Source organism: Sphingobium xanthum (assembly GCF_019737615.1).
Classification (GTDB): domain Bacteria; phylum Pseudomonadota; class Alphaproteobacteria; order Sphingomonadales; family Sphingomonadaceae; genus Sphingobium; species Sphingobium xanthum.
Map to the genome: position 1 here is coordinate 288,522 of NZ_JAHKKS010000004.1, position 10,625 is coordinate 299,146.

General features: G+C 54.1%; 5 protein-coding genes. 2 read left to right on the forward strand and 3 right to left on the reverse strand.

Translation table 11 applies throughout. The features are described 5' to 3' along the window. The first annotated feature begins 5 nt into the window (after positions 1 to 5). Positions 6 to 6,017 (forward strand): HTH domain-containing protein, encoded by a 6,012-nt coding sequence (locus KM135_RS09835; RefSeq protein WP_221713816.1) that lies wholly within the window; start codon positions 6 to 8, stop codon positions 6,015 to 6,017. Positions 6,018 to 6,059: 42 nt separating this feature from the next. On the opposite strand, the gene KM135_RS09840 is transcribed toward KM135_RS09835, so the two are convergent. After that, positions 6,060 to 6,281 carry a helix-turn-helix domain-containing protein gene (locus KM135_RS09840; protein WP_221713817.1) on the reverse strand — a complete coding sequence of 74 codons (222 nt, stop codon included), beginning with the start codon at positions 6,279 to 6,281 and terminating at the stop codon, positions 6,060 to 6,062. Positions 6,282 to 7,073: 792 nt separating this feature from the next. Between KM135_RS09840 and KM135_RS09845 the strand changes: the two genes are divergently transcribed. Continuing rightward, positions 7,074 to 7,994 carry a hypothetical protein gene (locus KM135_RS09845; protein ID WP_221713818.1) on the forward strand — a complete coding sequence of 307 codons (921 nt, stop codon included), beginning with the start codon at positions 7,074 to 7,076 and terminating at the stop codon, positions 7,992 to 7,994. 41 nt (positions 7,995 to 8,035) lie between these two features. Here KM135_RS09845 and KM135_RS09850 read toward each other — a convergent pair whose 3' ends face one another. Next, positions 8,036 to 9,466: a hypothetical protein gene (locus KM135_RS09850; protein WP_221713819.1), complete on the reverse strand. Its 1,431-nt coding sequence runs from the start codon at positions 9,464 to 9,466 to the stop codon at positions 8,036 to 8,038. Between the two features lie 508 nt (positions 9,467 to 9,974). Then, the coding region (locus KM135_RS09855; protein ID WP_221713820.1) for a tyrosine-type recombinase/integrase at positions 9,975 to 10,625 on the reverse strand (651 nt) is incomplete at its 5' end.

The following is a 10,625-nucleotide window of genomic DNA, read 5'->3' on the forward strand; positions in this document are numbered from 1 at the left end:
GGCAGTTGAGTGGTTGGGCAACAAGCGCGGTAAGCAAAGGGGCAGCCGCAGCTATAAAGCCTGCGATTGATGCTCTTCGTAAGCAAGTTGGTCGGCGCGGTGCCTCTCAAATTGCAGGGCAAGTTTCCCTTCCATCCGCTATGGAATTTGAGGAGGCGTTGGCCCTGATATCCGAGCAACCGGGGACGTTGCCCGGCTTTCTTGCTCATCATGCGAAGCGCGCCCTCTCAGACATACCTGATGTTTTCCAAGACGAGAATGTTCGTATCTGGCTCCAGAGAGAAGATGTCAGATCGCTTGTTATCGAAGGCGCTCGCGCCGCAATCGCGGGACGCTCGGCTGACGAGGAGCGTCAAACCGCGACAGCTTCCTTTGTCGAAAACCTTGGCGATTTCGCTTGGTGGGGTGAGTTTGTTTTCGATTGTGCGGTTGCCTTCCTAGCGCTGACAATCAAAACTAAAATGAACCCCGGCCAACGAGCCATAATTGACAACGCGAATTTCAATACGGAACTTCTAAGTCAAGAAATTGCCGGATTGCGCGCGTCGGTTCTTCCTCAATCACCGGATGCCATCCGAGCGTTTATTGAGCCACGAGTACGGCGAGAGGAGCGAGAGAGATCGCTTGTTGATGACCAGCGTCAAGACAGACTGGTCAGTTTGGCTCGCCGGGTGATCGAAGGGGATTTGCAGGCCGCAGATCAGGACATTCGTATAGCGTTGTTCCGCTCTACTGCGGCTGCACTGGCTCGTGCAGACCGGTGTGACGAAGCGGAAAGCTGGATTGAACAAGCACGGTTGGCGGGCGCAAATGACCTTTCGCCTGATCTCGCTCGGGTCGCTCTCAACCGGGGCGAGTATGGCACGGTGTTTGACCTGCTCGGTGACAGGACAGATAGCATTTCGGTGATGCTGGTCGCAGACGCTCTGAAGCGTCGAGACGGGCTGCAAGTCGGGCTGGACTACATCAAAAAGCATCTGACTGCTGCTGATATGAGCGGGTTTGCGTTAGCTACGACGGCAACCTGGTCAGCGAACGCAGGGGATTGGACCGGAGCAGAGAAATTACTTGCGGGAGCGAGCCCCGCGCAATGTGATGAAAATCCGACTATTCCTTATGTCCGTATGCGCTTGCGGTTGGCCTTGATGTTGCCCGAAGGGCAGCGAGAAAACCTAATAGACTCCGATAACGCGCTACCTCGCCAAGAAGCACTGAGAAACGACGTTGAGGGGCGGCGTCTCTCTTCTGCGGCAATAAATGATCTCGATGAGTTCAGGCGGCTAGTTCCGGATATTCATGCGGAGAAAGGGCTCTGGTTTGACGCGCAGCGACTTTTCTTGCGTCTGACCGACCGGAATGGCCCAGATTACGCGGTAGCGGTCGATGAAATTAAGTCTCTCGTGACAGAGCCTGCGACGGCGGTTCTGTTTGGGATGATTGCCTTGTCCTTCGACTTGGATTTTGAATGGCAGACGTTAAGGGAAGAACTCGCACGAAAAGAGCTGTTTGGGAACCTAGAAGGCGCGGAGCTTCACGCGGCGTTTCAGCTCACTATGGCTAGCGGAACTCCCCATGAAGTGTCTGCATTTGCCGAGCGTTATCAAGACGCCCTTTTGGCTGCCGGTGCACCCCTCCAAGCGGTGGTCGGTGTACGGATTGAGATAGCCGCAAAGACGGGAAGGAGTGATCTAGCAAAAGAGCTATTTTCTGAGTGGAGACAAGCTCTAGCATCGGACGTTGTAACAAGGCTTGAGGCGATAATTGCCCAAGTGGATGAAAAATTCTCTGCCGTAGAGGCATGGAGGGGAGCCTTTAAGCAGACTGGCGGCGATTTGGAATTGCTCCGGTTGGTTGAGGTGATGATCCCGGCTAATGATCCAGACTTGGGCGTATCTGCTGTCGAACTCTGGAAACGGCGGCATCGCGTGGACGATGTATCTCGGGCCGCTAACGCTCTGTTCAATGCGGGACGTGACACTGAACTCGATACTCTGTTGGACGCTATCGGGAACGATGGAAATCACGATCAGGGGATTGCTCGCCACAAGGCATGGGCTGCGTTCCGGCATGGACAGTTAGCTGATGCTCGCGCTCAGTGTGCCGTGCTGCGTGAGACAAGCCCTGATGACGAAGGTCTGCGCCAACTTGAGATCAACATTCTTTTGGAATCGGGCAAGTGGCGTGATCTGAGTGGGATTGCCAATGAAGACTGGCAACGGCGCGATTTCCGAACCGCTCGCCAATTGCTGCAAGCCGCAGAATTTTCTCAAATTATTCAAGACCCTGTATGTGATGACCTGGCGAGGGCCGCCGTAGCGAAAGCTCCAAATGATCCTCACATCTTAACCGCAGCATTTGGCTTTGCCATTCGCCGAGGAACCGACTGGAGTAGCGAGGCAGGCCAGTGGCTGCGCAACGCTGCAAAAGAATCAGGCCCAGATGGACCCATGAAGAAGGGAAACATACGCGAGTTCATTGAAATGGCCCAGGATCGGGCGGAGCGCACGCAATCATTGGACCGCATGCTGCTATCTGGTCAGATGCCGCTTGAGCTTGTGGCTCGTCCGCTCGGTATCACCATTTCCGAACTCATTCTCGACAGGCTTGCCTCCAACAGTAATCTCAGAGATGCGCGTCAGCGCGTGTGCCTGCCATTAATCGCGGGCAACCGTTTGCCAGTCGATCTTTCTGAACTTCAATGCGTGGCATTCGACCTGCCAGCACTATTGGCGCTTGAAATGATTGGAATCCTTCAAGCCGCGTTGGACCTGTTTCCCAAGGTTTTCTTACCCGCTGGCATTATGCCGCAGCTATTCAGCGACTACATCGAGGCGCAACGAGGTCAGAAATCGAGATTTGAGCAGGCTCAGAGGCTTAAGGCCGCTATTGATAATGGCGTTTTTGTCGTTGAAAGTGGTATTTCCGAACCACAGGATGACCTTTCCGAGATAGATTGGGCGACCTCTCATGGCGCTCATTATGTTCACTCTTCCCCAATCTATAAACCGGGCAGCCTGTGCGAAGAGGTTATGGATGTTGGGTTCGCTCAAGCCGTTATCGTTTCGCCGCACGGATTGGTGAACGCGCTGCATAAAGCGGGTGAAATCGACCAAGATCGGGCAGAGGCCGCACTTAGTGCTATTCGCTCCTACGGGACGCCGTGGCCTGAAGAAGTTGAGGTCGACCTCTCCCGGCCCCTCTTGCTGGATATAGTAGCGTTGAACGCGATGGAGGTGGTCGACCTTATCGACCGTATCAAGATCGCCAGAATTGATGCACGAATTACCCATCAGACCAAGCGTCAGATTGAGAACGAAATATCACAATGGTTGAGCGGGCAGGCTCCACTCATGGCAATCGAAAAACTCAGGGACACGCTTGTAAAGTCGGTTGATGAAGGCAAGGCGCAGCATGGCGGCTTCAATCGCGACAAGGACGAACCAGAAGACGATGAGGATGCAGGTCGCTCGTCGTTAATGGCCCTACTGACAGATGCATCTGGATTTGATGCCCTGATTTCGGGCGACGGTATGATCAATCGCAATGCGCAATTGACGGACCGAAAGGGCCTATCGCGACCCATTTACACAATCATTGATGTTGTCGATCATCTCGCACGAACAGGAAAAATTGACGGACGGAAGCGTAACGAAATTCGCCGGAAGCTGCGCGAGGCTGGCATTGCACTGGTGCCCCTTGAAATTGACGAGGTGATGGAAGCTGCTTCACAAAGCGATTGGAGCAGAGGGCCAGGCGTTGCCCTAAGAGCGATTGTGACTTCGATCCATTTGCCGACATTGCGGAAAGCCATACTGCTTCCACAAGAGCAATATTGGTTGGGCAATGTTTTCTCGGTGATGACGATCGCTATCAAGCGCTGTTGGGCCACCCTACCTCCAGAGACAGCGGAGGATGCGGCAACCTGGCTAATGAAGTCGCTCCCTGATCCGCATGACCTATTGGAGAAGGGTGCGCAGCCGGAAATGGCACTTTGGGCAAGCAACACTCGCCTAGCAATGCATGGGATGTTGGCTCAGCCCGCAGAGGTTCCTTTCGAACGCCTTGAGGAATATTGGAACTGGTATGACTCTCTTGTTGCTCCCCAGCTAGGCGGGCGAGATCGAGCGATTGTTTCTCAAATTGATGAAACGCTGAAGCAAAATATCAAGTCGGCTGAAGCTATCGAAGGCTCAACCGAGCCGATCCCAGCAGTTGTTGTGCGGCAATGGCTTTTCCAGAGGCTGCCTGATCAAATCCAGCAGCGGCTACTGACCGACGCAAGTGTATCTGAGGCTCTAGGATTTGAACGACCAACCCAGCGGGTCGGAAATCATCAGTTAGAATTGCAGGAGCTTGTTGATTTTATTTCGGCAATATTCGCTGAAAAAGCGCGAACCCTGATTGATGTTGAAGGCGCCGAGATTGCTTCTAATGTGACTATCCTCGAAGATGGAAATCTCGCTATCGAGCATGGCGGGCAAAATATCCGTATAGACTTCGCCGGTCTAGTTAGCCCGGATTTCTCAATTCGTGAGAAGGTGCTTGAGCAGATTCTTGCTAAGCGCACCTTGGCCATTTCGGAAATCAAAGCATGGCAGCAGACCATCGCTGTTGGACCGCTTAATGCTGACCAACTTGCCGATTTTTTCGAGGTGCTAGCGAATGCACCCCAAGCATGGATTCGCAAAAACCGGATTGAAGACGACCTTACGTTTCAGGATTTGACGTCTCAACGCAGCCCTTTTTATCTGCCTTTTGCTGACTTCGAAGACGCTGAATCCCTCAATGATGTCTTTGAGAAGACTGTGGCAGCGAGAGGCGGTTTACCTGGGTTGCGCGCGGCAATCCGCTTATTCGCACCATTGGCGATTTCCCCCGATTTTAAGATCCCCGAGTTTGCAGATAAATTAGGAGATGAAAGCTCATTGCGGCTCGTTCGGGAACTTCGGGCTGACGGCGATCCATTCTCAATGGTCGCTGCCTTCCAAATTGCTTCCATTAGAATGGCAGATAGTCGTTTCCGCGAGGAAGCAGACGCGATCTTTCTCCAATTGGTAGCTACAAACGAATATTGCGAGAAGATTGCCCACGATTACACCGCATGCTCGATGCTGATCATGGGATATGCCGACACCCAAGGAGCCTTGGCGACTAAACCGTTACCTCTCCGTCGCGCGGCATTCCTTCTGCATGCAGCTTGGGCCGTAAGGGTGTTGAATGCTAAAGAAGTTCAAAGGCCTCAATTTCTGGCAGCGGTCGAGCAATGGGTGGGCGCGACATATCGTCTCGCTGGTCTTGTGGACCGGAAGGAAGGCCGTTGGTGGTTCCGAGAATGGTTGAGGCCAGAAATTTTGGCTGGTCAGATTCAGGGTAGGACTAAAGGGATAGCCTTGTCTGTGGCAGAAGAGCTTCGCCCAAGCGGATGGAGTGAACACCTCACAATTTCCGGTGGTGCGATTGATCTTCTCCATATGGTTTCTGGACCATTGGACGAGTTTTCCGGAAGCTGGCAGACTAATACATTTCCCTCGGAGGAGTTTTGCAATGCTGTTGCTGGCGCGAAGGCAGATCAGGCAAAGGTCATATTATTCAATACGCTAATTGCCTTTGAGATGCCGGATGAGCCAAGGCAGGCGCACGAGAAGGTCCTTACCTTACTGGACAATGCGGAGGGCGAGGAGTTCGCGACTCTAACAAACCTTGCGCTGATGGCGGCAGCGCGTTGGCGGGATATCGAACTAGCCGACGAGGCGCTCAAACGTGCAATGCAATATGGTATCGAGGAAGGATGGTCGTTCCGGCTTTTGAGCGAATGGTGCGTCGCGGCGGCTTTTGCAGGCGGCGAGCGTCCTGAGCTGATCGGACAGCTAGAGAAGCATCTATCTGAGCTTTTGAATCGGGATTTGGAACCGGCCCAAGCAAGCGAATTGGTCGGTTTGCTGGATAGGTTGATCGACCTCATCCCTCTTGCTGGGGCACTACGACGTCTAAGGAGTGCTGCTTTGTTGGCTACCTAGCGCGGTCCAGCGGGGCATTTCCATTATTGAGTTGCTCTCCGATTAGGGGAGTTCAGCCGTTAGTTTCGCCACGTCACATTGCAGAGCCATGCAGAGGCGGCATAGGACGGTGAAGGTCACGTTGCGTTCGCCTCGCTCAACGGCTCCGTAATACGACCGATCGACATTCGCCACCAGGGCGAGTTCCTCCTGCGTTAGGCAGATGCTTTTGCGCTGCACCCTGATCCTGCGACCTAATTCAAGAAGAACTGCTTTCTCGTCCATCGACGAGCTTAAGCCGCAGATGGTGACTATCAGTCCACGGGCGATTATATCTCATTATTAACTTCTCGGCGTTAGTCTTGCTGCATTGTGGGGCGACGCGAGACGAAGAGGTGGCTATGTTCAGAGGACGCTGCACGATCAATTTTAGCAGTAGCTATCTCCCTTGCATTGGCCTCAGTCTATTGACTGCGTCGGGCGCGGCTCATGCTCAGATGAGCAGCTCTAACTGCATGGCGATGGGGGGAGGGATGGTCCACTGCGACACTATGAGCATGGGAAATTCCGGGAGTACGGTAAGTCCTGGCGCTGACGATGGATCAACGGCTCTTGTTTTGCAGGGGCTTAGCGATTTGCTTGGTTTCAACGGGGAAAAGTCGATCGGAAGAAAGCCGGCAAAATGCTGGCCGATGGGGATTGCGTAGGTGCACGCCGCTATGCCCTTGAGAAGGGGCGAATGGAGTTGGCTAGTCAGGTTGGTCAGCTTTGCCAGCCTCGCGCCGCCACGGCGACGGCGAGCGCGGCTCCAGTGGCGGCCTTTAACGGCACCGCACCTGTGATACCCGCTCCGATGCCCTTGCCTGCCGCTCCCGTTGCAAATTCGGCCTCCACGCAACTGCAGACGCCAACGAGGAGTCCGGCATTTCCGCCGAGGGCGACACAAGGGGCTTCTCGCCGCACATCGAGTTCGACGGCGGCACCTGTCGTCATAAATGACTATTCCGTGCCGACGCAGCGCTGAGATCGCAACACTCCATGGTGGAGAAGGTCCATTGTTGGCGGTGCAGAGAACCGATGCCCATGCTCGACGATCGGGAATGGGCGACGATCTTTCCACTCCTTCAGGCTGGTGCGCAGGCGGGAGAGAAGCAGCCAGCGCTGGAAGCCTATTTCCGCCTGACTGGCTTTCGCGAAACGAACTTCAACGCCATTTGGCATCATCGGCGCAGCCTTTATGGGCCTTGCTGCAAGCATTGCGGAAGGCCATTGCGTACGTCCCGAGCGCGTTGGTGTGCTGCATGTGGCGGTGAACGAATAGAAGGCGGCGTTCTCAGTAGGAGGCGGCTGTTTTCCGTCAGTCTCGGTCAAACCTGGCAGGGAGCGTCAGCTTTCCTCAAAGGCCTTGCCGGACGAGCCGCGCCAAAATCCACCCCTCTAGCGCCCGATCCAGCACCGTCGCTTGAAAATAGGCTGGGCTTCGAAATCAGGTCGAGTGATCTCTTTGCAGCGCTACGACACACCTTCTTGGAGCGCATCCGAACCGTTGCATGCCTTGAGCAAATCATATCGGAATATGCCAGCTTCCTTGAGGCTCACGCGCCCGCGCCGGTCGTAGAAATTAGAGATCAACAGACGCTGCCTTTTGATAAGTGGCTTATTCTCGACGCGATCCTGATTGGGTTGATCCTGAGTGATGATGAGGGATGGCAATGGGCGTTAGGCACCAGCGCGGTATCTCTCGCGGATTTTCAGCCGAACGTCGGAAAGCACCCCATATCCGCTTTGGGAGTAGAACCCGGCGCCAACCTTTCAATTGAGGAATACGCCAAACGAATAGCCCAGAATCGCAACCGCGCCCGCTTCGCCTCCTTCAAGGGGAGTGCTGATCGTGATCGCAGCTTGATTTCGTTCAAGATTGAAAACGCCAAGCGCCTCAATCATGCTCTTTCAAAGCAAGAAAAGTCGCTTATGATAGATGAGGTGTATCGCGGGTGATTTTACGGGTTCCCTATATGAGGAATTCGAGAAGGATGTCCTCAAGTGGATACTTTGATGATTGGATCAAATCCAAACATTGATCGATAAAAATTGATCATTTCCTTTTTCAGATGGTCAGATTTATCGGTCATGGTCACGAATGAATCGTGGATTGGCAAAGCCACAATTCCTTGTTCCATCAGATTGATGATGATGGCTAGGGCCAAATCTGAGTCTTTCCGCTGAAGCCGCAACCCGATCCCCGTCCCGAAAGCATCGGCAATGGGAGCGTGTTTGTCTTCGATCATTTGGCGGACCTGTTTCCGGGAAAAGTCGGGCCAGAAGGATAGGCCATTGGACAACGGTATCCGCTCAGGTTTGCCGTCGCTCCCATCGTTGATAAGAGCCTGTGTTATCTTCTTTATTGCTTCCCTGAAATGGTTGGCTCGCAAGCCCTTTCTCGCCTCGTATGCGGCGATCTCAGCGAGCCGATAGGGATCATCCAGATATTCGATGCCGCGCTCATGGTAGAGCATGCGCAAGGCGCAGCCTGAATAGTCCAACTCCGTTGTCGGTTGACCGTTGATGGTGATCTTGGAGCGTAGCGACTTAGGTGCATCAATCCACCAGCCGCCATACAAACGCCCGCCCTCGTCGAAGTTGCCATTGTTGAAGACGCGATAAAGATCAGTCCGGAATAGTTCTGGACGATAGACATGAGGTTCTTGGCCGTCCCTATTCGCTTCGGCATGCTTTGCCCATGCGGCTGCTTCAGCCCCGGTCAGAGCCAGTCTTATATCCTGTTGAACTAGGAACGTATTGTAGCTCTCGAGGAGAGCGGTCCAGTGATGGGTGTCCTCGGTCGGGGTGAAATCCAGAAACTTGCCCTCAGGCTTGCTTGAGCGCAGCCTTACGAGACTTTGCGCAGGAAGCTGCTGGGTCAGACAGGAGTCGGTGATATCAGTCTGACGAGCGAGGTAGAACAGGGCCTTCGTGATTTCATAAGTCGAGGCCGTTCCCCATTCGCCAATGGATGCTTTCAGCAGTCCCGCATCAACCAGAACATCGACAGCGCGGGACATGGCCTTGCCAGAAAGCCACTGAGGCGCATCTGTGTAGCCTTCCGCCCCACGGAAATATGCAACCTGGCAGGGCTCGCGGTGATGGAAGCATCGAAAGCCATTGGCCAAGATCTTGCGGACAATGGTGTAATGATTCGCCTCGTCAGCCGGACGCCGCTTGCGACGACGCGTCTCGCTGGCTGCCAGCAGGGCCAGAACCTGCCTTGTTATCGCGTCTCCTTCGGGATCGCGGAAGTCGATCGCATCGTCAAACCAGGTTCCTCGTATCGACGTCACGTTGGCCGGAATTTTGACATCACCATCATTGGGTGGCGTCGGCGCGGTGCCGGTTCTCTGCGGTGCTGGATGAAAACGTTGACGATGCCAAAAGAGGAAGGCTTGGGGCTTCTGTTTGACGTAAAGCCTCATTTCCGACTTTGCCGGTGCTGGGGCCTCGGAGGCAGGCATTGTCATGTTTCAAGAAGTGAGGCTACAAAGGCCTCGACCTCTTCGCGCGAATAGCGTGCGCATCTGCCAATATAGCGGGGCTCCAGATCGAGGATGTGGGGCTCATCCCGCCGTCGTTTGAAACGCTGACCTCGCACCCAAGACGGCGACATGTTCAATAGGCGAGCGACATCCTTATCAGAATAGAATTCATGCCGAATGGTCATGGACGGACTCCATTTACCGAAGATCAGGGATCGGTAAACGTTAAAGCCGTCGCGCCTGTATGGAGCCTACTCTACTTCGACTTCCACTTGCCTTTTACGGTCGCACGCAGTGTGTCGCCCACCGCGAAACTACATGGGTGTTGACCTTGAATATTCAAGATCAGGAAATTCAGCGGTATTTGCTCTATTGTTTCGTTTTGGAGCACACCGGACGCTTGGCAAAGCTTCCCCTGCACTTCCCCTGTTGAGGCATTAGAGCACCGCTAATCGACGCTTTCTGAGGCATTTTCCTGCCTATTCTCCTCAATGCGTCTAGCCGATGTAGCGCCGAAAACCTTCGCTGCCTCCATATCGCCACGGCTCACAGCATAGTGTTTTGCAAGCATCGCAGTGCCCGAATGGCCCAGTCGCTCAGCTACCGTGCGAGGGTCGATATTGCGCTGTATCAGGATCGTCGCATGAGTTCGGCGCAGATCATGCAATCTCACGTCCGGTAGGCCCGTTGCTTTCCAAAGGCCGGTAAGGGCGCGTTTGAGGGTCGTCATCGACACGGGGAACAACCGATGATCCCCTTCGGCCCTTTCCAGTTCCTTCAATGCTTCGATCGTCGCCAGCATCTCACCCGTGCACGTCACGAACCGAGGCTTGCTCGTCTTGGTGTTGATGACCTCTACCACTGTGTGACCTTCGCCAACGGAACGGATTTGATCCCAAGTGAGATTGACGATTTCTTCTCGCCGCATACCTGAGTTGTATGCCCAACTGATGTAGTGCCGGAGCCATCCCCTAGGGTTCGGACCCAATAACTGGATTCCCACGTTGCTCGGATTGTGATTCAGTGTCTTGGCGAGGAGGCGCTGAGATGTCTGATTTCTTTTGGTTTTCCGATGCGCAGTGGTCTCGGATTGAGCCGC